The following is a 19,722-nucleotide window of genomic DNA, read 5'->3' on the forward strand; positions in this document are numbered from 1 at the left end:
AAGAGAAGGCGGCCGTACAGTAGGTGCTGGCGTCGTGTCAGCTATCATAGAGTAGTATTAATTTTTGTGCTAATAGCAGTTGCTATTAGCACAAAAATATTGATATGTCAACTCTTGCAATGATTGAGAACTTGAGATAAAATATTAAAGCTGGTCTATAGCTAAGTTTTTTTTTGACAATAAAACGCCTGGATATGTGGATATATAAATAGTGATGAGGATTGATAAAAGGAGGGAAATATAATGCCCAAGCAAAAAATTCGCATACGCCTAAAAGCTTTTGACCATGCTATTTTGGATCAATCGGCTCAAAAGATAGTGGAAACTGCAAAGAGAACAGGTGCAGAGGTTTCGGGACCTATTCCATTGCCGACAGAAAGAGATATCATAACTATCTTGAGAGCTCCTCACAAATATAAAGATTCAAGAGAACAATTTGAGATAAGAACTCATAAGAGATTGATTGATATTTTAAACCCAACTCCTAAGACAGTAGATGCTCTTATGAGATTAGATTTGCCATCTGGTGTAGATATTGAAATAAAACTGTAAAATAATAAAGAAATTAAGACGCAAAAGCGTCCGCTGATTTCAGGAGGTGGATAGAATAATGAAAAAAGGTATTTTAGGAAGAAAGCATGGGATGACACAAATATTTGATGAAAAAGGAGAAGTTATTCCAGTAACTGTGATTGAGGCTGGGCCTTGTGTCGTTGTTCAGAAAAAAACTACAGAAACTGATGGATACAACGCTATTCAAGTGGGTTTTGGGGATGTTAAAGAGAAAAGACTCACAAAACCTTTAATAGGGCATTTCAAAAAGGCAGGAGTGCCTTTTAAGAGGTATTTAAGAGAGTTTAGGCTAGATGACGTAAGTGGATATGAAGTAGGCAGCGAAATAAAGGTAGATATTTTTAAACCAGGTGATAGGGTAGATGTAACAGGTATTTCAAAAGGTAAAGGCTTTGCAGGTGTTGTAAAAAGGTATGGTGCCAGTAGAGGACCTATGTCTCACGGTTCCAAATACCATAGAAGAGTAGGTTCAATGGGTGCTACGACAGACCCAGGAAGAACTTTTAAGGGTAAAATAATGCCTGGGCATATGGGACATAAAAGAGTGACTATACAAAACCTAGAAGTTGTAAAAGTTGACCCTGAATTAAATTTATTATTAGTAAAAGGATCAGTGCCAGGACCTAAAGGCTCCTTGCTCATTATAAAAGATTCGGTAAAGAGCAAGTGATGAAAGGAGGAAGAAAGATGGCTAAGGTAGCGGTGTACAACGTAAAAGGGGAACAAGTAGGAGAAATAGAGCTGAAAGATTCAGTTTTTGGCGTACCTGTAAATGTCCCTGTTATGCATCAAGCAGTGTTAAACTATTTGGCAAATCAAAGACAGGGCACCCATTCAACCAAAACCCGCGGCGAGGTTCGTGGTGGTGGAAGAAAGCCTTGGAGGCAAAAAGGGACAGGAAGAGCGCGTCAAGGAAGTATAAGAGCTCCTCAATGGATTAAAGGTGGCGTTGTTTTTGGGCCAAAACCCAGGGATTACAGTTATAAGCTGCCTAAAAAAGTAAAAAGATTAGCTTTAAAATCTGCTCTTTCATCCAAAGTCAGGGATAATGAGATAATTGTTTTGGATGAATTTAAATTGGACCAACCAAAGACTAAAAAGGTCGTGGAGCTTCTTAAGAATTTTAATGTTGACAGTGCTTTAATAGTAGTACCTGAAGGTGAGAAGAACGTAGAACTTTCGACAAGAAATATACCGGGTGTAAAAACTTTATATGCTAATTATCTCAATACCTATGATGTCTTAAAGTATGACAAATTTATCATAACAAAAGATGCCGTGGGTATAGTCGAGGAGGTGTACGACTAATGGAGGCACGGGACATTATAATACGCCCAGTAATAACTGAAAAAAGTATGCGCCTCATGGGAGAGAGAAAATATACTTTTATTGTGGATAAAAGGGCAAATAAAATTCAGATAAAGAAAGCTGTAGAAGACATATTTGGGGTCAAAGTGGAAAAAGTATATACAATGAATTACAAAGGAAAACCAAAGAGAATGGGAAAATATGAAGGAAGGACAAAAGCTTACAAAAAAGCAATAGTGAAGCTTACTCCAGACAGCAAAGGTATCGAATTCTTCGAAGGAATGCAGGTGTAATTTTAGGTTAAGGAGGGAAAGCAATGGGAATAAAATCTTTTAAGCCGACATCTCCCGGCAGACGTCAAATGACAGTATTGACTTTTGAGGAAATTACCAAAGATAAGCCAGAGAAATCATTAGTTGTTAGTTTAACTAAATCAGGTGGAAGAAATGTTTATGGAAGGATTACTGTTAGACATCGCGGGGGCGGACATAAGAGGAAATATAGGATTATAGATTTTAAAAGAGATAAGGACGGAGTACCAGGAAAAGTAGCTGCTATTGAGTACGATCCAAACAGGACAGCTTATATTGCACTTATTCATTATTTAGATGGAGAAAAAAGATATATCATTGCTCCTTATGGCTTAAAAGTGGGAGATATAATTGAATCTGGAGAAAATGTAGACATTAAGGTAGGAAATGCTTTACCTTTGAGAAATATTCCTGTAGGTACAGTGGTCCACAATATTGAACTTACGCCTGGAAAAGGTGGACAGTTAGTGAGAGCGGCAGGCACAGCTGCGCAGATTATGGCTAAAGAAGGAGATTATGTACAAATTAGGATGCCTTCAGGAGAGATTAGATTAATAAGAGCAGACTGTCGTGCAACCATTGGACAAGTGTCGAATATAGATCATGAAAATGTAAAAATAGGAAAAGCAGGTAGATCAAGATGGCTTGGTAGAAGACCAAGTGTTAGAGGTTCGGCTATGAATCCTGTAGACCATCCACATGGTGGTGGTGAAGGTAAAGCACCTATTGGGCATCCAGGTCCACTTACACCATGGGGCAAGCCTGCATTAGGCTATAAGACACGTAAGAAAGGTAAAGCTTCGGATAAATTTATTATAAGAAGGCGCAAATAATTAGTGAAAGGAGGTCAAAGTCTTGAGTAGATCCGTAAAAAAAGGTCCATATGTTGATCCAAAACTTCTAAAAAAGATTGTTGAAATGAATAAAAAGAATGAGAAAAAAGTGATCAAGACATGGTCAAGAAGTTCAACTATTGTTCCAGAAATGGTTGGACATACCATAGCTGTTCATGACGGTAGAAAACATGTACCTGTTTATATAACTGAAGCGATGGTAGGGCACAAGCTAGGGGAATTTGCTCCTACTCGAACCTTCCACGGCCATGCTGATACTGAAAAAACTTCCAAAGTTAAATAGGCAAAGGAGGAGATAACGTGGAGGCAAGGGCAATCGCCAGATATGTAAGAATTTCGCCTCGAAAGGTTAGATTAGTACTTAACCTAATTCGTGGCAAACATGTAGATGAAGCCTTGACAATTTTAAGGTTTACTCCCAAAAGAGCCTCAGGAATAGTCGCTAAGGTTCTTAAATCAGCCATTGCTAATGCTGAGAATAACCATGGAATGAACAGAGATAATCTGTATGTAGCAAAGGCTGTGGCAGACGAAGGCCCTACAATGAAGAGAATTTTCCCAAGAGCGAGGGGAAGAGCAGATATTATGAGAAAGAGAACCAGTCATATAACAATAGTCGTGAAGGAAAGAGAATAAAGGAGGGATATGCGTGGGCCAAAAGGTACATCCATATGGACTTAGAGTTGGAGTTACACAAGATTGGCTAGCTAAATGGTATGCGGATGACAAAAATTTTTCAAAATTCTTAATAGAAGATATTAAAATAAGAAACTATATAAAAGAAAAACTGTATGCGGCTGGGATTTCCAAAATAGTTATTGAAAGAGCTTCCAATAGGATAAAAATAGATATCCATGCTGCAAAACCTGGAATGGTAATTGGCAAAGGTGGTGCAGGCATTGATAAATTAAGAGAAGAATTAGAAAAAATGACCAACAAGACGATTATCCTTAATATTGTAGAAGTTAAAACTCCTGAACTTAGTGCACAGCTGGTAGCTGAGAATGTTGCAGCTCAAATTGAAAAGAGGATATCTTATAGAAGGGCTATGAAACAAGCAATAGCAAGAGCGATGAAATTAGGCGCAAAAGGTATCAAAATTGCTTGTTCGGGTAGACTTGCTGGTGCGGAAATTGCTCGTACTGAACGGTATCATGAAGGCGTTGTACCACTTCAGACCTTAAGAGCGGATATTGACTATGGCTTTGCAGAGGCAAATACTACTTATGGGAAAATAGGAGTAAAAGTTTGGATAAATAAAGGAGAGATATTGCCACAGCCTAAAAAGCAGGTAACCGCGGAAGGAGGTAATTAAAACATGTTAATGCCAAAAAGAGTAAAATACAGAAAACAGCAACGGGGCAGAATAAAAGGAAATGCTACTCGTGGTAATACCTTGACATACGGAGAATATGGGTTGCAAGCGCTGGAACCCGGTTGGATTACAGCCACCCAAATTGAGGCAGCAAGGGTTGCAATGACGAGGTTTATAAAAAGAGGCGGGAAAGTGTGGATAAAAATTTTCCCTGATAAACCAGTTACTAAAAAACCTGCTGAAACTCGTATGGGTTCAGGTAAAGGGTCACCAGAATTCTGGGTAGCAGTTGTAAAGCCTGGAAGAGTTCTTTTTGAAATAGGTGGAGTGTCAGAAGATATTGCGAAAGAGGCTTTAAGGCTTGCGATGCATAAACTGCCTATAAAGACAAAGTTTTTAAAACGTCAAGAATTGGGTGGTGAAGATAATGAAAGCTAAGGAAATAAGAGAACTTACCAATGAGGAATTACTTCAAAAGCTTTCGGAGTTAAAAGCAGAGCTTTTTAATTTGAGATTTCAACTGGCAACCGGCCAATTAGATAACCCTATGAGGATAAGGGATGTAAGAAAGACAATTGCGAGAATAAAGACAATTTTAAGAGAGCGGGAATTAGGTATTAGGCAAAATAATGCATAAGGAAGGAGGGTACTGAGTTGGAAAGAGGCCACAGAAAAGTTAGAATTGGAACAGTAGTAAGCAATAAAATGCAAAAAACTATTGTAGTTGCTGTAGAAGACAGAGTAAGACATCCTCTTTATGGGAAGACAATAAAAAGAACTAAAAAATTTAAAGTGCACGATGAAAATAATATATGCAATGTTGGAGATGTAGTAAAAATAATGGAAACAAGACCGCTTAGTAAAGAGAAAAGATGGAGATTAGTTGAAATAGTTAAGAAGGCTGAATAATTTGAAAGGAGGTAAATTCTAATGATTCAACCTCAAACACGTTTGAAAGTTGCAGATAACACGGGCGCAAAAGAAATTATGTGCATTCGCTTATTAGGTGGTTCAAATAGGAAGTTTTCTAATGTAGGAGATGTAATAGTTGCTTCTGTAAAAAGTGCAACACCCGGTGGTGTTGTAAAAAAAGGTGAAGTTGTTAAAGCTGTAATTGTAAGGACAAAGAAAGGGATTGCTCGGAAAGATGGTACTTATATAAGATTTGACGATAATGCTGCGGTTATTATACGAGATGATAAACAACCAAGAGGTACTCGTATTTTTGGACCAGTAGCAAGAGAATTAAGAGAAAAAGACTTTATGAAAATTATATCTTTGGCTCCTGAAGTGCTTTAAGGAGGGTTGTAAATGGCACAGAATAAATTGCACGTAAAAAAAGGAGATATGGTTGTTGTAATTTCGGGTAAAGACAAAGGGAAAAAAGGAAAAGTATTACAGGCATTTCCTAAGGAAGGCAAAGTAATTGTAGAAGGCGTAAATATTGTTACAAAACACAAGAAATCGACAAATCCACAAAAACCGGGTGGAATAATTCACCAAGAAGCACCAATATACAGTTCTAAGGTTATGCTTTATTGTGAAAATTGTGGAAGAGGAGTTCGCTATGGGGTTAAAGTCCTTGAAAATGGCGAAAAAGTACGTTACTGCAAGAGGTGCAATGAAACGCTATAATTTATAAAAGGAAGGAGGCTCATTATGTCAAGGCTGAGAGAAAAATACCAAAAAGAAGTTGTACCAGCGCTCATGGAACGTTTTGGATATAAAAATATAATGCAAGTTCCTAAACTTGAAAAAGTTGTTATAAATATAGGAGTGGGAGAAGCAAAAGAAAATCCCAAGGCGCTGGAAGCAGCTGTCCAAGATTTAACAATGATTGCAGGACAAAAGCCAGTTATTACAAGAGCGAAAAGGTCAATTTCTAATTTTAAGATTCGTAAAGGAATGCCAATTGGAGTAAAAGTTACTTTGCGCGGCGAAAGAATGTATGAATTTTTGGATAAACTTTTCAATATAGCTTTACCTCGTGTAAGAGACTTTAAAGGAGTTTCTCCTAATTCTTTCGATGGAAGAGGGAATTATGCTTTAGGAATAAAAGAACAATTGATTTTTCCCGAAATTGACTACGATAAGATAGACAAGATAAGAGGAATGGATATAATTATTGTTACAACCGCAAAAACTGATGAAGAAGCAAAAGGATTATTAGAACTTTTAGGTATGCCATTTGCAAAGTAAAGGAGGGTAAAATTATATGGCGAGAAAGGCTTTGATAGTAAAGCAGCAAAAGCCTCAAAAATACAAAACGAGAGAATATAATAGGTGTAAAATTTGTGGCAGGCCTCGTGCATATTTAAGAAAATTTGGGATGTGTCGTATATGCTTTAGAAAATATGCCCATCAAGGGATGATACCAGGCGTTAAAAAAGCAAGTTGGTGAAAGAGGGGAGGTAGTACGATGGTAATGACAGATCCTATAGCAGATATGCTGACCCGAATAAGAAATGCGAATATTGCAAGACATGAAACAGTAGAAATACCTGCTTCAAAGATGAAAAAGGCTATTGCAGAGATTATGTTGAAAGAAGGGTTTATAAAATCAGTAGAAGAAATAGACGATGGAAAAGGTGGTATTCTCAAATTAACTTTGAAATATGGTCCTAATAAGGAAAGGGTTATATCTGGGTTGAAAAGAATAAGTAAACCTGGTTTGAGAGTATATGCTAAACACGACGAATTACCGCGGGTATTAGGAGGTTTAGGAATAGCGATTATATCAACTTCAAAAGGCATAATGACAGATAAAGAAGCAAGGAAAGCAGGAGTTGGAGGAGAAGTCATTTGCTACATTTGGTGATTCTAATAAGGAGGTGTGGACAGTGTCAAGAATAGGAAGATTACCAATAGAGATACCAAAAGGGGTAGAAGTCAAAGTAACTCCTGACAATGTAGTTACCGTAAAAGGTGCAAAAGGCACTTTAGAAAGAAAGTTTCCACCGATTGTAAATGTAGAAGTAAAAGATAATCAAGTAATTGTAACACGAAAAGGTGACGACAAAGAAGAAAAAGCAATGCATGGCACTACGAGAGCAATAATTGCAAATATGATAAAAGGCGTGACTGAAGGATTCGAGAAAGTTTTGGAAATTGTAGGAATTGGATATCGTGCTGCAAAACAAGGGAAGAAGCTAGTATTGAATGTGGGGTATTCTCATCCGGTAGAAATAGAAGAGGAACCTGGAATTGAGATTATTGTGGAAGGAAATAATAAGATAATTGTAAGAGGTGCAGACAAGGAAAAGGTAGGTCAGGTTGCTGCAAATATCAGAAGAGTTCGTGAACCTGATGCTTATCAAGGCAAAGGCATAAGATATGCAGACGAAGTTGTAAGATTAAAAGAAGGTAAAACTGGTAAGAAGTAAGGGGTGAGATGATGATTAAAAAACCAAATAGGAATGAATTAAGAAAAAGACGCCATTTGAGGATAAGAAAGAAGGTTTTTGGTACACCAGAAAGACCACGTCTTAATGTGTTTAAAAGTCTGAAACATATTTATGCTCAAATTATAGACGATACTAAAGGGCATACTCTTGTTCATGCTTCTACGCTAGATCCTGAGCTTAGAAGCATTGCAAAAGGAGCAAATAAGCAGTCTGCTAAATTGGTAGGAGAGTTGATTGCAAAGAGAGCTTTAGAAAAAGGCATAAAGGATGTTGTATTTGACAGGGGTGGGTATATTTATCATGGGGTAGTAAAAGAATTGGCAGACGCTGCACGACAAGCAGGATTGAATTTCTAAACAAGGAGGGAATTGAATGGCTCGAGTTGATTGGACGAAGTTGGATTTAAAAGAAAGAGTTGTTAGCATAAACCGTGTTGCAAAAGTTGTAAAGGGCGGAAGAAATTTTAGATTTAGTGTTACAGTTGTAGTAGGTGATGCAGAAAAGGGATATGTAGGAGTAGGAAGAGGTAAAGCTGCAGAAATCCCAGATGCAATTAGAAAAGCTATAGAAGATGCAAAAAAACACTTAATTAAAGTTCCAATTGTTGGAACTACTATTCCTCATGAAGTCATAGGGGAATTTGGTGCGGGAAAAGTACTATTAAAACCTGCTAAAGAAGGTACGGGTGTTATTGCGGGGGGACCTGTTCGCGCAGTGTTGGAATCTGCAGGTATAAAAGACGTTTTGACAAAATCACTCGGTTCTTCCAATGCAACTAACATGGTTTATGCGACAATGGAAGGATTAAAAAGATTGAGAACAGCTGAAGATGTGGCAAGACTACGTGGAATTCCTGTAAGCCAATTGTTTGAATAAACATAAAGCAATGTAGGAGGTGCAAAGATGAGACTGCACGATTTAAAACCAGCTGAAGGAGCAAGACGTGAAAGAAAAAGAGTAGGAAGAGGAATAGGTTCTGGACATGGTAAAACTTCAGGCAGAGGACAAAAAGGACAAAAAGCAAGAAGTGGCGGTGGAGTGCGTCCGGGTTTTGAAGGAGGCCAAATGCCACTTACAAGAAGACTCCCTAAAAGAGGTTTTACTAATATATTCAAAAAAGAATATGCAATTGTAAATGTTGGAACTTTAGAAGAAAGGTTTGAGGATGGAGCGGTAATTACTCCAGAAGCTTTAATAGAAAGTGGTATAATTAAAGATGTAAAAGATGGGGTTAAGATATTGGGGGATGGTGATTTAAATAAAAAGTTTACGGTAAGGGCTCATAAATTTAGCCAGAGTGCAATTGAAAAAATACAAGCCGTTGGGGGAAAGGCAGAGGTGATTTAAAGTGTTTCAAACCCTTGTCAATGCTTGGAATGTTGATGATGTAAGGAAAAGGATACTTTATACTTTGGGGATGTTAGTAATCTTTAGAGTGGGGTCTCATATTCCTGTGCCTGGAATTGACCCAAAAGTGATTGCTAACATACTTGGTCAAGGACAATTGTTTGGATTTTTTGATATAATATCAGGTGGTGCTTTTAGTAATTTTACCATTTTTGCGATGAGCATTACACCCTACATCAATGCATCAATTATAATGCAACTTTTAACAATAGCAATTCCTTCTCTTGAGCAATTAGCCAAAGAAGGCGAAGAAGGAAGGAAGAAAATTGCTCAGTATACCAGATATTTAACAGTTGTACTTGCCTTGATACAAGCTATAGGAATGACAATTGGGCTAAAGAGTGCAGTTATCAACCCTACATTTTTTAACTTAACGGTCATCGTTATAACCTTAACTGCAGGTACTGCTTTTCTCATGTGGTTAGGTGAAAAAATTACTGAAAATGGAATAGGCAACGGAAGTTCATTAATAATTTTTGCGGGGATAATTTCTAGGATTCCTAACATGATATATCTGACAAGTCAATATATTCAAGCAGGTACTGCTAATATTTTTGGTGCTATTGCTTTTGTAGTAGCAGAGCTCATAATGATAGTGTTAATAATCTTAGCTACAGAAGGCCAAAGAAGAATTCCTGTGCAATATGCAAAAAGGGTTGTTGGCAGAAAAGTTTATGGTGGACAAAGTACTCACATTCCTATAAGAATAAACATGGCAGGGGTTATTCCTATCATATTTGCTCTTTCACTATTACAGTTTCCGCAACAATTAGCAACCTTTTTCCCACGGTCGTCATTTTACAACTTTGTGCAAAAATGGCTTAGCACAAGTGGGCTAATATACAATATTTTAGATATATTATTGATAATAGGATTTACTTATTTCTATACTGCAGTAATATTTAACCCTGTAGATGTATCGGATAATTTGAAAAAATATGGGGGCTTTATCCCTGGAATAAGGCCAGGTAAACCAACTACAGACTTTCTTACAAGGGTATTGAATAGAGTTACTTTTGTAGGAGCGTTATTCTTAGCATTTATTGCTACAATGCCAGTAATTTTAATGAATATAACAGGATTGCAGCTTTACTTTGGGGGTACAGCACTTTTAATTGCAGTTGGTGTAGCGCTTGATACTATGAAACAAATTGAAGGACATCTTATCATGAGGAATTATCAAGGATTTTTGAAATAAAAGGGGGAGGATTTATGAGAGTAATACTTTTAGGCCCCCCAGGTGCAGGCAAAGGGACGCAAGCTGTGAAAATTGCTAAGGAGTTTGACATTCCTCACATATCTACTGGAGATATTTTTAGACAAAATTTAAGAGACAATACTGACTTAGGGAAACTTGCAAAAGAATACATGGACAAAGGATTATTGGTCCCCGATGAGGTTACGAATAAAATAGTAGAAGATAGATTAGAAAAAGATGATTGCCAAAAAGGGTTTTTATTAGATGGTTACCCCAGAAATGTTGCACAGGCTGAGGAATTAGACAGGTTTTTACATGACAAAGGCATTCATCTAGATTGTGTATTAAATATTGAAGTTGACAGAGAAGCTTTAATTGAAAGAATAACAGGCAGAAGAGTATGTCCTAATTGCGGTGCGACTTATCACATAAAGACTTCTCCTCCTGCAGTCGACAATGTATGTGATAAATGTGGTGCACAACTTATACAGCGTTCAGATGATAAATTAGAATCAGTTGTAAAAAGATTAGAGGTTTATGAAAGTCAAACTAAGCCTTTGATTGAGTATTATACAAAGAAAAACACTTTAGTGAATATTGATGGAAATAAATCGGTAGAAGAAGTATTTGAAGATATAAAAAAGGCTTTGGGAGACAGAGGCAAATGATATATATTAAGTCTAAGAATGAAATTGATTTGATGAGAACAGCTGGCAAGGTAATAGCAAATCTCTTTGAGGTTTTAGAAAGGGCAATTAAGCCAGGAGTTACGACATTAGAGCTTGATAGAATTGCAGAAGAGTTTATAATAAAAAATGGTTGTAAACCTGCTTTCAAAGGTTTATACGGTTTTCCTGCTAGTATTTGCACTTCAATAAATGAAGAAGTAGTTCATGGAATACCAAGTTTAAGAAAACTTAAAGAAGGCGATATTATAAGTATAGACCTTGGAGCTACCTATAAAGGGTATAATGCAGATGCAGCAAGAACTTTCCTTGTTGGAGAGATATCAGAGGAAGCACAAAAATTGATTGAGGTCACAAAAAATAGCTTTTTTGAGGGTATAAAATATGCAAAAGAAGGGAATAGGTTATCGGATATTTCTTACGCAATACAAACTTATGTAGAAAGTCATGGCTTTTCAGTAGTAAGAGAATATGTGGGACATGGGATAGGTATAAAAATGCATGAAGATCCACAGATTCCTAATTTCGGTCCCCCTGGCAGAGGACCTAGATTAAAAAGAGGGATGTGCCTTGCTATAGAACCGATGGTAAATGCGGGACATTATGCCGTAAGAACATTAGAAGATAATTGGACAGTAGTCACTGTTGATGGTAGTTTATCTGCCCATTACGAAAATACTATTGTTATTACGGAGGGGGACCCAGAAATACTGACCATTTTATAAGAGGTGAATTTATTAATGGAAGACTTGCAAATTGGTCAGGTAGTGCGGAGCAAAGCAGGTCGCGACAAAGGCAGAGTTTTTGTAGTTGTAGGAAAGTTTGATGACCAACACGTTCTTGTAGCCGATGGGGACCTTCGAAAGATAGAAAAACCTAAGAAAAAAAAGTTTAAACATCTTCAGAGGTATAATGACGTGATTTGGCAGATTAAAGAAAAAATACTAAGGGGCGATAAAATAACTAATGAAGAAATCAGAAAATTTTTAGAACCTTATAAATCCTAAGTCAATAAGGAGGAATGGATATCCTTGGCAAAAGAAGATGTTATTGAAGTTGAGGGCACAGTGATAGAGGCTTTACCAAATGCCATGTTTCAAGTACAATTAGATAATGGGCATAAAGTATTAGCCCATGTATCTGGAAAATTGAGAATGAATTTTATACGAATACTTCCAGGAGACAGAGTAACAGTAGAGTTGTCTCCTTATGACTTGAGTCGTGGAAGAATAGTATGGCGTGGAAAGTGATAAGGAGGTATTGAAGATGAAGGTAAGACCATCTGTAAAACCTATTTGTGAAAAATGTAAAGTTATAAAAAGAAAAGGCAAAGTTATGGTAATTTGTGAAAATCCAAAGCATAAACAAAAACAAGGCTAGGAGGTGTGAAAATGGCGAGAATTGCAGGCGTTGACTTGCCAAGAGATAAACGAGTTGAAATCGCTTTGACATATATATATGGAATTGGCCGTTCTCGTTCAAATGAGATACTTGCTAAAGCAGGTGTAAATCCAGACACAAGAGTCAAGGATTTAACAGAAGAAGAAGTTTCTAGATTGAGAGAAATAATTGATAAAGAATACAAAGTTGAAGGCGACTTAAGAAAAGAAGTTGCCATGAATATCAAAAGATTAATGGATATAGGATGCTATAGAGGAATAAGGCACAAAAGAGGTTTACCCGTAAGAGGTCAAAGAACAAGGACTAATGCTAGAACGAGAAAAGGTCCAAGGAAAACTGTTGCTAAGAAGAAGAAGTAATAATAAGGAGGGGAAATAATGGCTAAAAGAGTAAAAAGAGCTGGCAGAAAACGCGAGAAAAAACACGTAGAAAGAGGAATTGCCCATATTCATTCTACGTTTAACAATACTATTGTGACTATAACAGACCCAGCTGGAAATACAATTTCTTGGGCAAGTGCTGGTACAATAGGCTTTAAAGGCTCAAGAAAATCAACTCCATTTGCAGCACAAATGGCGGCAGAATCAGCTGCAAAATCTGCAATGGAGCATGGTATGAAAACTGTAGATGTATATGTTAAAGGACCTGGTGCAGGTAGAGAAGCAGCAATAAGAGCTTTACAGGCTGCTGGCCTTGAAGTGAGTCTTATAAAAGATGTGACTCCAATTCCCCACAATGGCTGCAGACCACCTAAGAGGAGAAGAGTATAAGGAGGTGCGATTATGGGAAGATATACAGGACCAACTTGCAGATTGTGCAGAAGAGAAGGCATGAAATTATATTTAAAAGGAGATAAATGTTATACAGACAAATGTCCTTTTGCAAGAAGAGGATATGCACCAGGACAACATGGACAAGAAAAGAAAAAACTCACTAACTACGGCATGCAACTACGAGAAAAACAAAAACTCAAAAGGTACTATGGCGTTTTAGAGAGACAGTTTGAAAGGCTCTATGAAGAAGCAGAAAGAATGAAAGGAATTACAGGTGAAAACTTATTGCAGCTTTTAGAAAGACGTCTTGACAATGTAGTGTTTAGATTGGGCTTTGCTGCGTCTAGACCACAAGCTAGACAATTGGTAAGCCATGGACATATAGAAGTAAATGGTAAGAAAGTTGATATACCATCTTTCTTAGTAAAACCAGGGGATGTAATATCTGTGAGGGAAAAAAGCCGTTCAATGGAATTAATAAAGAATAATTTAGAAGTATCAAGAAACGTACCTGACTGGTTAGAACTCAATAAAGATGCTTTTGAAGGTAGAGTAGTTTCATTGCCGAGAAGAGAACATATAGATCTGCCTATTCAAGAGCACTTGATTGTTGAGTTATATTCTAAGTAATGATTATAATCGGTTACCCTCATAAAACAGTTAAAAGGAGGGTTCACAGTGTTTGAAATGATTGAACCAAAAATAGAGATTATTGAGCAGTCGGAAGATGGGACGTATGGAAAGTTTGTAGTAGAGCCTTTAGAAAGAGGATATGGCATAACTCTTGGAAATTCTTTAAGAAGAGTGCTTTTGTCCTCTCTTCCTGGTGCTGCTCCTAAATCTGTGAAGATAGATGGGGTATTACATGAATTTTCAACCCTACCAGGAGTTAAAGAGGATGTAGTAGAAATTATACTTAACCTTAAAGAAGTTGCAGTTAAATTGCATTCAGATGAACCAGTGGTAGGGCGCATAGATGTAGAAGGAAGAGGAGAAGTTACTGCAGGTCATATAAAAGGCAGTGCCGATATAGAAATTTTAAACCCTGACCATCATATAGCTACTTTAAGTGACGATGGTAAACTCCATATGGAGATTGTGTTTGTCAAAGGAAAGGGTTATGTGCCTTCAGATAAAAACAAAGAGCCTAACCAACCGATAGGCGTCATTCCAGTTGATTCTATTTTTACACCAGTAAAAAGGGTAAGCTACAATGTAGAAAATACTCGTGTAGGCCATGTTACAGACTATGATAAACTTACTTTGGAAGTATGGACAAATGGAGCTGTCACGCCTAAAGAAGCTATTAGTATGGCTTCTGACATGTTGATTAAGTACTTTCAAAAATTTATATCTTTTACTGGCGAATACAAAAGTTCAGATATTTTTGTGGACAAACCTGAGAAAAAAGTCGAGAAACCTCTTGATATGACAATTGAAGAATTAGACTTATCTGTTAGGTCCTATAATTGCTTAAAGAGAGCTGGAATAAATACAGTACAAGAGCTCACTCAAAAGACAGAAGAAGAGATGATGAAAGTCAGAAATTTGGGTAAAAAATCTTTAGAAGAGGTTAAACAAAAACTCGAAGCATTAGGACTTAGCTTAAAAAAGGCAGACGAATAAAGGAGGGTTGAAGGTGGGTTACAGAAAATTAGGCCGTCCTTCTGACCAGAGGAGGGCTATGCTTAGAAATTTAGTCACAGATTTTTTGAAATATGGCAGAATAACTACAACAGAGGCGCGAGCAAAAGAGGTTCGCAGCATTTCTGAAAAAATGATTACTCTCGGTAAAAGAGGCGATTTACACGCAAGAAGGCAGGCTTTAGCCTATATCTTAGATGAAAGTGTAGTAAAGAAGTTATTTGACGAAATAGCACCAAAATACAAAGACAGACAAGGTGGTTACACAAGAATTTTAAAACTTGGGCCTCGCAGAGGAGATGGCGCACCATTAGTAATTATTGAATTAGTGTAAGCAATCGAAGGGGTTAAGTTTGGTGCCGCAACTTAATCCCTATTTTTCATAAAGGAGTTTAACTTAAAAGAAGGTGTCCTTAATGGAACACGTAATAAATACACAAAATTTATCTTTTGAATATCATGCCGAAGAACAAACTCGACACCTAGTTTTAAAGGATATAAATTTACAGTTTGAAAAAGGACAGTTTATAGGGATAATTGGTCATAATGGGTCAGGCAAGTCAACACTTGCTAAACATTTTAATGCACTTTTATTGCCGACAGAAGGAAAAGTATATGTAAAAGGAATGGACACCAAGGATACAAATCATTTGTGGGATATAAGACAGGCTGCTGGGCTTGTTTTTCAAAATCCAGATAATCAAATAGTTGCTGCTATAGTTGAAGAGGATGTAGCTTTTGGTCCAGAAAATTTAGGGATTCCACCTGATGAAATAAGAGAAAGAGTTGAATATGCTCTTAAAGCGGTAGGTATGTGGGAATACAAAGATTATCCTCCTCACATGCTCTCAGGTGGACAAAAGCAAAGAGTTGCCATTGCTGGGATAATTGCAATGAAGCCAGAGTGCATAATTTTAGATGAACCAACGGCAATGCTTGACCCAATAGGAAGAAGGGAAGTCATTTCTACCATAAAAAAGCTCAACAAAGAAGATGGGATTACTGTAATACTCATAACACATTTTATGGAAGAAGTAGTAGATGCAGATAGAGTTATTGTAATGGATGATGGAAAAGTAGTGTTAGATGGTACTCCTAAAGAAGTATTTAAAGAAGTTACTCTTTTAAAAAAGATTGGCCTTAGTGTGCCCCAAGTTACAGAGTTGGCATACCAATTGAAGAGAGAAGGCTTTGACGTCCCTCTAGATATTTTAACAGTAGAAGAAATGGTGGAATTTTTATGCCGATAAAAGTAGAAAATTTAAGCTTTGTGTATAATGAAGGGACGCCATATGCTACTGTTGCTTTAAATAATGTTACTTTTGAAATACAGGATGAAGAGTTCGTGGGAATCATCGGGCACACAGGGTCGGGTAAATCTACGTTAATACAACATTTAAATGGGCTTTTAAAACCTACTTCAGGGAAAATATATATAAATGGAGTAGACATAACAGACAAAAAAGTCAGTTTGAAAGATGTACGAAAAGAAGTAGGATTAGTTTTTCAATATCCTGAATATCAACTTTTTGAAGAAACCATTTTTAAAGATATAGCCTTTGGCCCTACTAATTTGGGACTTAGCGAAGAAGAAATTGAAAAAAGAGTATATGAAGCAATGGATATTGTTGGAATCAGTAGAGAATTAGCAGATAAATCTCCTTTTGAAGTATCAGGTGGCCAAAAACGTAGGATTGCGATAGCAGGAATATTGGCGATGAAGCCTAAAATTTTGATATTAGATGAACCTACTGCAGGCCTTGATCCAAAGGGGAAGGAAGAGATTTTAAACAAAATTAAAGAAATTCATGATAAATATAAGATGATAACAATTTTGGTATCCCATAGCATGGAAGATATAGCTAGATTTGCAGATAAAATAATTGTGATGAACAAAGGAAGAATAGAAGTTATTGGAACTCCAAGAGAGGTATTTAGAGAAGCTGAAAAATTGGAAAAGATAGGATTAGGGGTACCACAAATAACTTCTCTCGCAAGAGAATTACAAAAAAAAGGCGTAGCAATTCCAGAAGATATATTAACAATTGAAGAAGCAAAGGAATATATAGTTCGTTATCTCAGGGGGACTAAAAATGTTTAGAAATATAACTATTGGGCAATATATCCCTGGTGATTCGGTAGTTCACAAGTTGGATCCGAGAATCAAAATAATTATCACTTTTATATTTATAGTAGCCACATTCTTGATAAATAAACTTTCAGGTTACCTTTTTGCGGTTTTTTACCTTTATTTGATAATAACAATTTCTAAAATACCTTTTAGCTATATTTTAAAAGGGTTAAGACCAGTTATTATAATTCTTTTACTGACAGTGAGTTTAAACATGTTTTTTACCCCTGGGGGAACGATATTATATACCTTAGGACCATTGAAAATTACTACTACTGGGTTGCGATTAGCTGTATTTATGGGATTGAGACTTATATTTTTGATTATCGGTACTTCACTACTTACTTTAACTACTTCTCCTATCTCTTTGACAGATGGAATAGAGCATATTTTAAAACCCTTTAGCCGTATAGGGGTACCGGCTCATGAGTTAGCAATGATGATGACAATTGCTTTAAGATTTATACCTACATTAATAGAAGAAGCAGAAAAAATTATGAAAGCTCAAATGGCAAGAGGAGCCGATTTTGAAAGTGGCAATATAGTAAAAAGGGCAAAAGGACTAGTGCCTCTTTTAGTACCGCTATTTATCAGTGCTTTCAGAAGAGCTGACGAATTAGCAGTTGCTATGGAATCTCGGTGCTATAGAGGCGGGCAAAATAGAACGCGAATGAAACAGCTTAAAATCCAACCGAGAGATTATCAAGCTTTAGCTGTGACCTTGATAATGGTATTGCTAATTGTATGGAATAGAGTTTGGACGTGGTAAAAATGAGAAACGTAATGATTGTAGTAGAATATGACGGGACCAATTATCACGGTTGGCAATACCAAAAGAATGCAGTGACAGTTCAGGAGGTATTGCAAAAAGCAATAAAGAAGGTAACAGGGGAAGAAGTTAATTTAATAGGTGCGAGTAGAACTGATACAGGTGTCCATGCTCTATATCAAGTAGCTAACTTTAAAACTAATACTAAAATACCTGCAGAAAAGCTGCCCTATGCTCTAAACAGTGTATTACCCGATGATATAGTAGTTGTCCAAGCAAAGGATGTGGAAGACTCTTTTCACGCTCGATATAGTGCAAAAAGGAAAAGATACAAATACATTATTCTTAATAGGAAATTTCAAATACCCACAATGAGAAATTATTGTTGGCATATAAGTTATCCTTTAAATATAGAAGAAATGAAAAAAGCTGCTTCTTACTTAATTGGGACTCACGATTTTTCTGCTTTTAAAGCTTCAGGAAGTAGTAAAACAAGTACTATAAGGACAGTGTATGATTTAACTATTGAAAAAAATGAAGATTTTATCAACATTGAAATAGAAGCCAATGGTTTTTTGTATAACATGGTGCGAATAATTGTAGGTACACTGTCTTATGTAGGTCTTGGCAAAATAAAAGAAGACGAAGTTTATGATATTTTAAAATCAAAAGACAGAACAAAAGCGGGCATAACTGCCCCGCCACAAGGATTGTATTTAATAAAAATTATCTATTGACAGTTGCAGTACTGTGAATTAAAATAATATTATGCGAAATTGTGCCCTGTGCTGGAAATTTACCACGGATAAGGAGGTTATATAGAAGATGAAGTCATATATGGCTAAACCTGAAGAGGTCAAAAGAAAATGGTTTGTTATAGATGCTGAAGGTAAAGTCTTAGGAAGACTAGCAAGCCAAATTGCTAAAATACTAATGGGTAAGCATAAACCAACCTATACACCTCATGTAGATACAGGAGATTTTGTAATAGTTTTGAATGCTGAAAAAATTGTGTTGACAGGCAACAAATTAGAAGATAAGTATTACAAATATTATACAGGGTATCCTGGAGGATTAAAAGAGGTTCAGTATAAAAAATTAATGCAGACGAAACCAGAGTTTGTAATATACCACGCTGTAAAAGGCATGTTGCCTAAAAACAGACTCGGCCGCAGAATGATTAAAAGATTGAAAGTATATAGAGGCTCTGAGCATAAGCATCAAGCTCAAAAGCCTGAAAAATTAGACATAGAATGAAAGGAGGATATCTTATGGCAACAGTACAATATTACGGAACAGGAAGAAGAAAAGAAGCTGTAGCGAGAGTAAGGCTTATGCCTGGAAAGGGAAATATAATAATTAATAATAGACCTCTGGAGGAGTATTTTACATTAGATACTTTAAAGTATACTGTTAAACAACCTTTAATTTTAACAGAAACAATAGACAAATTCGATGTATACGCAAAAGTATCCGGAGGAGGACTTACAGGTCAAGCGGGAGCAGTAAGACTTGGTATTGCTCGTGCATTAGTAAAAGTTGATAGTGAATTAAGACCTATTTTGAAGAAAGCCGGATTCTTGACAAGAGATCCAAGAATGAAAGAAAGAAGAAAATACGGACTCAAAAAAGCAAGAAAAGCTCCCCAATTTTCAAAGAGATAAAAGAGCCTTTGGCTCTTTTTTTTGTTATGTAAAAACAACAAGAACAATCGTAATATAGAGAATTACTTAGTATTTTAAAGATATTAAAAGAAAAGAGCTGATATTTCAATAAAAAACGATAAAATAGCATTATATACTACTTGAGTCTATTAAAGAATCATGGTATATTATATTTCGTCGCTACTAAAGCGACAAAATCAAAGCGACAAAAGGACTTGACAGGAAGCTGAAGATTTGATAATATAGAGGAGCTGCGGTGAGGCAGAGAGGGACCTTGAAAAATG

General features: G+C 36.5%; 37 protein-coding genes. All 37 read left to right on the top strand.

What is annotated here, in order from left to right:
• Positions 1–240: 240 nt before the first annotated feature.
• The 37 genes from rpsJ to rpsI all read left to right on the top strand — a co-directional run bounded on the left by rpsJ (position 241) and on the right by rpsI (position 19,438).
• Positions 241–552, top strand: a complete 312-nt coding sequence (gene rpsJ / locus I4N53_RS00530) for a 30S ribosomal protein S10 (protein ID WP_342897095.1) — start codon at positions 241–243, stop codon at positions 550–552.
• Between the two features lie 58 nt (positions 553–610).
• Entirely contained in the window at positions 611–1,243 is a 633-nt protein-coding gene (gene rplC / locus I4N53_RS00535; protein WP_012995913.1) for a 50S ribosomal protein L3, read from the top strand.
• Positions 1,244–1,260: 17 nt separating this feature from the next.
• Positions 1,261–1,881 carry a 50S ribosomal protein L4 gene (gene rplD, locus I4N53_RS00540; RefSeq protein ID WP_012995912.1) on the top strand — a complete coding sequence of 207 codons (621 nt, stop codon included), beginning with the start codon at positions 1,261–1,263 and terminating at the stop codon, positions 1,879–1,881.
• Positions 1,881–2,174, top strand: coding sequence for a 50S ribosomal protein L23 (gene rplW, locus I4N53_RS00545; RefSeq protein WP_012995911.1), 294 nt, complete (start codon positions 1,881–1,883; stop codon positions 2,172–2,174). Before rplD ends, rplW begins: the two co-directional genes overlap by 1 nt.
• Positions 2,175–2,197: 23 nt before the next feature.
• Complete coding sequence (rplB, locus tag I4N53_RS00550; RefSeq protein WP_012995908.1) at positions 2,198–3,025, top strand: 50S ribosomal protein L2; 828 nt, start codon at positions 2,198–2,200, stop codon at positions 3,023–3,025.
• A 22-nt stretch (positions 3,026–3,047) separates the two neighbouring features.
• Positions 3,048–3,329 (top strand): 30S ribosomal protein S19, encoded by a 282-nt coding sequence (gene rpsS / locus I4N53_RS00555; RefSeq protein WP_003868564.1) that lies wholly within the window; start codon positions 3,048–3,050, stop codon positions 3,327–3,329.
• A gap of 17 nt (positions 3,330–3,346) precedes the next feature.
• On the top strand, positions 3,347–3,682 hold the full coding sequence (rplV, locus tag I4N53_RS00560; protein WP_013150805.1) for a 50S ribosomal protein L22: 336 nt from the start codon (positions 3,347–3,349) through the stop codon (positions 3,680–3,682).
• A gap of 13 nt (positions 3,683–3,695) precedes the next feature.
• Positions 3,696–4,361, top strand: a complete 666-nt coding sequence (gene rpsC, locus I4N53_RS00565; RefSeq protein WP_013150804.1) for a 30S ribosomal protein S3 — start codon at positions 3,696–3,698, stop codon at positions 4,359–4,361.
• A 3-nt stretch (positions 4,362–4,364) separates the two neighbouring features.
• Positions 4,365–4,799, top strand: coding sequence for a 50S ribosomal protein L16 (rplP, locus tag I4N53_RS00570; protein WP_012995905.1), 435 nt, complete (start codon positions 4,365–4,367; stop codon positions 4,797–4,799).
• The gene (rpmC, locus tag I4N53_RS00575) at positions 4,789–4,998 is read left to right on the top strand and encodes a 50S ribosomal protein L29 (protein ID WP_012995904.1); all 210 of its coding nucleotides are present in this window, start codon (positions 4,789–4,791) and stop codon (positions 4,996–4,998) included. The genes rplP and rpmC overlap by 11 nt, the downstream gene beginning before the upstream one ends.
• A 17-nt stretch (positions 4,999–5,015) precedes the next feature.
• Positions 5,016–5,270 carry a 30S ribosomal protein S17 gene (gene rpsQ, locus I4N53_RS00580; protein WP_012995903.1) on the top strand — a complete coding sequence of 85 codons (255 nt, stop codon included), beginning with the start codon at positions 5,016–5,018 and terminating at the stop codon, positions 5,268–5,270.
• Between the two features lie 21 nt (positions 5,271–5,291).
• Positions 5,292–5,660 (top strand): 50S ribosomal protein L14, encoded by a 369-nt coding sequence (gene rplN / locus I4N53_RS00585; protein WP_012995902.1) that lies wholly within the window; start codon positions 5,292–5,294, stop codon positions 5,658–5,660.
• Positions 5,661–5,672: 12 nt separating this feature from the next.
• Positions 5,673–5,996, top strand: a complete 324-nt coding sequence (gene rplX / locus I4N53_RS00590; RefSeq protein ID WP_012995901.1) for a 50S ribosomal protein L24 — start codon at positions 5,673–5,675, stop codon at positions 5,994–5,996.
• A gap of 24 nt (positions 5,997–6,020) precedes the next feature.
• Complete coding sequence (gene rplE, locus I4N53_RS00595) at positions 6,021–6,560, top strand: 50S ribosomal protein L5 (protein WP_012995900.1); 540 nt, start codon at positions 6,021–6,023, stop codon at positions 6,558–6,560.
• Between the two features lie 16 nt (positions 6,561–6,576).
• A complete protein-coding gene (locus tag I4N53_RS00600) occupies positions 6,577–6,762 on the top strand; it encodes a type Z 30S ribosomal protein S14 (RefSeq protein WP_012995899.1) in 186 nt (61 codons plus the stop codon).
• Positions 6,763–6,780: 18 nt separating this feature from the next.
• Positions 6,781–7,179, top strand: coding sequence for a 30S ribosomal protein S8 (gene rpsH / locus I4N53_RS00605; protein WP_012995898.1), 399 nt, complete (start codon positions 6,781–6,783; stop codon positions 7,177–7,179).
• Positions 7,180–7,201: 22 nt separating this feature from the next.
• Positions 7,202–7,744, top strand: coding sequence for a 50S ribosomal protein L6 (gene rplF / locus I4N53_RS00610; RefSeq protein WP_012995897.1), 543 nt, complete (start codon positions 7,202–7,204; stop codon positions 7,742–7,744).
• A gap of 11 nt (positions 7,745–7,755) precedes the next feature.
• Positions 7,756–8,121, top strand: a complete 366-nt coding sequence (gene rplR, locus I4N53_RS00615) for a 50S ribosomal protein L18 (RefSeq protein WP_028991963.1) — start codon at positions 7,756–7,758, stop codon at positions 8,119–8,121.
• Between the two features lie 16 nt (positions 8,122–8,137).
• Entirely contained in the window at positions 8,138–8,641 is a 504-nt protein-coding gene (rpsE, locus tag I4N53_RS00620) for a 30S ribosomal protein S5 (protein WP_012995895.1), read from the top strand.
• A gap of 27 nt (positions 8,642–8,668) precedes the next feature.
• Complete coding sequence (rplO, locus tag I4N53_RS00625; protein WP_003868578.1) at positions 8,669–9,112, top strand: 50S ribosomal protein L15; 444 nt, start codon at positions 8,669–8,671, stop codon at positions 9,110–9,112.
• A gap of 1 nt (position 9,113) precedes the next feature.
• On the top strand, positions 9,114–10,370 hold the full coding sequence (gene secY, locus I4N53_RS00630) for a preprotein translocase subunit SecY (protein ID WP_003868579.1): 1,257 nt from the start codon (positions 9,114–9,116) through the stop codon (positions 10,368–10,370).
• 14 nt (positions 10,371–10,384) lie between these two features.
• Positions 10,385–11,038, top strand: coding sequence for an adenylate kinase (locus I4N53_RS00635; protein WP_003868580.1), 654 nt, complete (start codon positions 10,385–10,387; stop codon positions 11,036–11,038).
• Positions 11,035–11,781: a type I methionyl aminopeptidase gene (gene map / locus I4N53_RS00640; protein ID WP_003868581.1), complete on the top strand. Its 747-nt coding sequence runs from the start codon at positions 11,035–11,037 to the stop codon at positions 11,779–11,781. The genes I4N53_RS00635 and map overlap by 4 nt, the downstream gene beginning before the upstream one ends.
• Before the next feature lie 15 nt (positions 11,782–11,796).
• Positions 11,797–12,063, top strand: coding sequence for a KOW domain-containing RNA-binding protein (locus I4N53_RS00645; protein WP_012268995.1), 267 nt, complete (start codon positions 11,797–11,799; stop codon positions 12,061–12,063).
• A gap of 24 nt (positions 12,064–12,087) precedes the next feature.
• Positions 12,088–12,306, top strand: a complete 219-nt coding sequence (gene infA, locus I4N53_RS00650) for a translation initiation factor IF-1 (protein WP_003868583.1) — start codon at positions 12,088–12,090, stop codon at positions 12,304–12,306.
• Between the two features lie 16 nt (positions 12,307–12,322).
• A complete protein-coding gene (gene rpmJ / locus I4N53_RS00655) occupies positions 12,323–12,436 on the top strand; it encodes a 50S ribosomal protein L36 (RefSeq protein WP_002509257.1) in 114 nt (37 codons plus the stop codon).
• 11 nt (positions 12,437–12,447) lie between these two features.
• Entirely contained in the window at positions 12,448–12,816 is a 369-nt protein-coding gene (rpsM, locus tag I4N53_RS00660; RefSeq protein WP_003868584.1) for a 30S ribosomal protein S13, read from the top strand.
• A gap of 18 nt (positions 12,817–12,834) precedes the next feature.
• Positions 12,835–13,227 (top strand): 30S ribosomal protein S11, encoded by a 393-nt coding sequence (gene rpsK / locus I4N53_RS00665; protein ID WP_003868585.1) that lies wholly within the window; start codon positions 12,835–12,837, stop codon positions 13,225–13,227.
• Between the two features lie 12 nt (positions 13,228–13,239).
• Complete coding sequence (gene rpsD, locus I4N53_RS00670) at positions 13,240–13,860, top strand: 30S ribosomal protein S4 (protein ID WP_003868586.1); 621 nt, start codon at positions 13,240–13,242, stop codon at positions 13,858–13,860.
• A 48-nt stretch (positions 13,861–13,908) separates the two neighbouring features.
• Entirely contained in the window at positions 13,909–14,856 is a 948-nt protein-coding gene (locus tag I4N53_RS00675) for a DNA-directed RNA polymerase subunit alpha (protein ID WP_003868587.1), read from the top strand.
• Between the two features lie 13 nt (positions 14,857–14,869).
• Positions 14,870–15,208: a 50S ribosomal protein L17 gene (gene rplQ, locus I4N53_RS00680; RefSeq protein ID WP_003868588.1), complete on the top strand. Its 339-nt coding sequence runs from the start codon at positions 14,870–14,872 to the stop codon at positions 15,206–15,208.
• Between the two features lie 82 nt (positions 15,209–15,290).
• Positions 15,291–16,124 (top strand): energy-coupling factor transporter ATPase, encoded by an 834-nt coding sequence (locus tag I4N53_RS00685; RefSeq protein ID WP_214495334.1) that lies wholly within the window; start codon positions 15,291–15,293, stop codon positions 16,122–16,124.
• Entirely contained in the window at positions 16,115–16,975 is an 861-nt protein-coding gene (locus I4N53_RS00690) for an energy-coupling factor transporter ATPase (RefSeq protein ID WP_003868590.1), read from the top strand. The genes I4N53_RS00685 and I4N53_RS00690 overlap by 10 nt, the downstream gene beginning before the upstream one ends.
• Positions 16,968–17,774, top strand: coding sequence for an energy-coupling factor transporter transmembrane protein EcfT (locus tag I4N53_RS00695; protein ID WP_003868591.1), 807 nt, complete (start codon positions 16,968–16,970; stop codon positions 17,772–17,774). Before I4N53_RS00690 ends, I4N53_RS00695 begins: the two co-directional genes overlap by 8 nt.
• Before the next feature lie 2 nt (positions 17,775–17,776).
• Positions 17,777–18,511, top strand: a complete 735-nt coding sequence (truA, locus tag I4N53_RS00700; RefSeq protein WP_214495335.1) for a tRNA pseudouridine(38-40) synthase TruA — start codon at positions 17,777–17,779, stop codon at positions 18,509–18,511.
• An 88-nt stretch (positions 18,512–18,599) separates the two neighbouring features.
• Positions 18,600–19,031: a 50S ribosomal protein L13 gene (rplM, locus tag I4N53_RS00705; RefSeq protein ID WP_003868593.1), complete on the top strand. Its 432-nt coding sequence runs from the start codon at positions 18,600–18,602 to the stop codon at positions 19,029–19,031.
• Positions 19,032–19,045: 14 nt separating this feature from the next.
• A complete protein-coding gene (gene rpsI, locus I4N53_RS00710) occupies positions 19,046–19,438 on the top strand; it encodes a 30S ribosomal protein S9 (RefSeq protein ID WP_003868594.1) in 393 nt (130 codons plus the stop codon).
• Positions 19,439–19,722 lie beyond the last annotated feature (284 nt).

It is taken from the genome of Thermoanaerobacter sp. CM-CNRG TB177, from assembly GCF_018588165.1.
GTDB lineage: Bacteria > Bacillota > Thermoanaerobacteria > Thermoanaerobacterales > Thermoanaerobacteraceae > Thermoanaerobacter > Thermoanaerobacter thermocopriae.

Coding starts and splice junctions, on each gene's coding strand:
- rplC (WP_012995913.1), top strand. CDS start 611: ATGAAAAAAGGTATTTTAGGAAGAAAGCATGGGATGACACAAATATTT.
- rplD (WP_012995912.1), top strand. CDS start 1,261: ATGGCTAAGGTAGCGGTGTACAACGTAAAAGGGGAACAAGTAGGAGAA.
- rplW (WP_012995911.1), top strand. CDS start 1,881: ATGGAGGCACGGGACATTATAATACGCCCAGTAATAACTGAAAAAAGT.
- rplB (WP_012995908.1), top strand. CDS start 2,198: ATGGGAATAAAATCTTTTAAGCCGACATCTCCCGGCAGACGTCAAATG.
- rplP (WP_012995905.1), top strand. CDS start 4,365: ATGTTAATGCCAAAAAGAGTAAAATACAGAAAACAGCAACGGGGCAGA.
- rpmC (WP_012995904.1), top strand. CDS start 4,789: ATGAAAGCTAAGGAAATAAGAGAACTTACCAATGAGGAATTACTTCAA.
- rplN (WP_012995902.1), top strand. CDS start 5,292: ATGATTCAACCTCAAACACGTTTGAAAGTTGCAGATAACACGGGCGCA.
- rplX (WP_012995901.1), top strand. CDS start 5,673: ATGGCACAGAATAAATTGCACGTAAAAAAAGGAGATATGGTTGTTGTA.
- rplE (WP_012995900.1), top strand. CDS start 6,021: ATGTCAAGGCTGAGAGAAAAATACCAAAAAGAAGTTGTACCAGCGCTC.
- I4N53_RS00600 (WP_012995899.1), top strand. CDS start 6,577: ATGGCGAGAAAGGCTTTGATAGTAAAGCAGCAAAAGCCTCAAAAATAC.
- rpsH (WP_012995898.1), top strand. CDS start 6,781: ATGGTAATGACAGATCCTATAGCAGATATGCTGACCCGAATAAGAAAT.
- rplR (WP_028991963.1), top strand. CDS start 7,756: ATGATTAAAAAACCAAATAGGAATGAATTAAGAAAAAGACGCCATTTG.
- rpsE (WP_012995895.1), top strand. CDS start 8,138: ATGGCTCGAGTTGATTGGACGAAGTTGGATTTAAAAGAAAGAGTTGTT.
- rplO (WP_003868578.1), top strand. CDS start 8,669: ATGAGACTGCACGATTTAAAACCAGCTGAAGGAGCAAGACGTGAAAGA.
- I4N53_RS00635 (WP_003868580.1), top strand. CDS start 10,385: ATGAGAGTAATACTTTTAGGCCCCCCAGGTGCAGGCAAAGGGACGCAA.
- map (WP_003868581.1), top strand. CDS start 11,035: ATGATATATATTAAGTCTAAGAATGAAATTGATTTGATGAGAACAGCT.
- I4N53_RS00645 (WP_012268995.1), top strand. CDS start 11,797: ATGGAAGACTTGCAAATTGGTCAGGTAGTGCGGAGCAAAGCAGGTCGC.
- rpmJ (WP_002509257.1), top strand. CDS start 12,323: ATGAAGGTAAGACCATCTGTAAAACCTATTTGTGAAAAATGTAAAGTT.
- rpsM (WP_003868584.1), top strand. CDS start 12,448: ATGGCGAGAATTGCAGGCGTTGACTTGCCAAGAGATAAACGAGTTGAA.
- rpsK (WP_003868585.1), top strand. CDS start 12,835: ATGGCTAAAAGAGTAAAAAGAGCTGGCAGAAAACGCGAGAAAAAACAC.
- rpsD (WP_003868586.1), top strand. CDS start 13,240: ATGGGAAGATATACAGGACCAACTTGCAGATTGTGCAGAAGAGAAGGC.
- I4N53_RS00685 (WP_214495334.1), top strand. CDS start 15,291: ATGGAACACGTAATAAATACACAAAATTTATCTTTTGAATATCATGCC.
- I4N53_RS00690 (WP_003868590.1), top strand. CDS start 16,115: ATGCCGATAAAAGTAGAAAATTTAAGCTTTGTGTATAATGAAGGGACG.
- I4N53_RS00695 (WP_003868591.1), top strand. CDS start 16,968: ATGTTTAGAAATATAACTATTGGGCAATATATCCCTGGTGATTCGGTA.
- truA (WP_214495335.1), top strand. CDS start 17,777: ATGAGAAACGTAATGATTGTAGTAGAATATGACGGGACCAATTATCAC.
- rplM (WP_003868593.1), top strand. CDS start 18,600: ATGAAGTCATATATGGCTAAACCTGAAGAGGTCAAAAGAAAATGGTTT.
- rpsI (WP_003868594.1), top strand. CDS start 19,046: ATGGCAACAGTACAATATTACGGAACAGGAAGAAGAAAAGAAGCTGTA.